This is a genomic window from Brevundimonas sp. UBA7534 (assembly GCF_002479325.1).
In the GTDB taxonomy this organism is placed as follows: domain Bacteria; phylum Pseudomonadota; class Alphaproteobacteria; order Caulobacterales; family Caulobacteraceae; genus Brevundimonas.
This window is the reverse complement of the sequence record NZ_DLMO01000031.1, coordinates 1-581: the sequence shown is the minus strand read 5'-3', so window position 1 is coordinate 581 and position 581 is coordinate 1. Positions and strand designations below refer to the sequence as shown.

Sequence of the window (581 nt, the reverse complement as noted above, 5' to 3'; positions counted from 1 at the left end):
TGGACGGCCAGTTGGCCTATCGCGACCGCAAGCCGGGGCTGGAAGTGACGTTGAAGGCGCGCATCGACCCGCTGGCCTGACGCCGCCTCTCGCCCCCTCGCCGATGCGGATGGCGCGGGCTCGCGGCGCGGCCTAAAGAGCGGCCATGATCGCCCCGCCCCCCAGACTGTCTCCGCTCGCGCCGGCGTTGGCGGTGCTGCTCGTGGCGGCCTGCGTCCTGGGGCTGGCCCCCATTCTTGTGCGCCTGACCGAGACCGGGCCGGCGGCCGCGGGCTTCTGGCGCTTCGCCTTCGCCCTGCCGCTTCTGGCGATCCTGGCGGGGCGCGAACCGGGCGGCGTGGCCCGGCCGTCGAAGTGGGCGCTGCTGGCCGGCCTGTTCTTCGCGCTCGACCTCAGCTTCTGGCACTACGGCATCGTCATGACGTCGGTGGCCAACGCCACGGTGCTGTGCAACCTGACGCCAGTGGTCGTGACCCTTTTCGCCTGGTTCGTGCTGAAGGAACGGCCGCGGAGGCTGTTCCTACTCGCGCTGGTGCTGGCGATGGGCGGCGCCTTCGCGATGGCGGCCGGCGCTGACGGCG

General features: G+C 72.3%; 1 protein-coding gene. It reads left to right on the top strand.

Annotated elements, in window-relative coordinates:
* Positions 1-145 precede the first annotated feature (145 nt).
* Positions 146-581 (top strand): DMT family transporter (locus B2U11_RS02200; protein ID WP_292069557.1); only part of this gene is annotated, 436 nt, incomplete at its 3' end.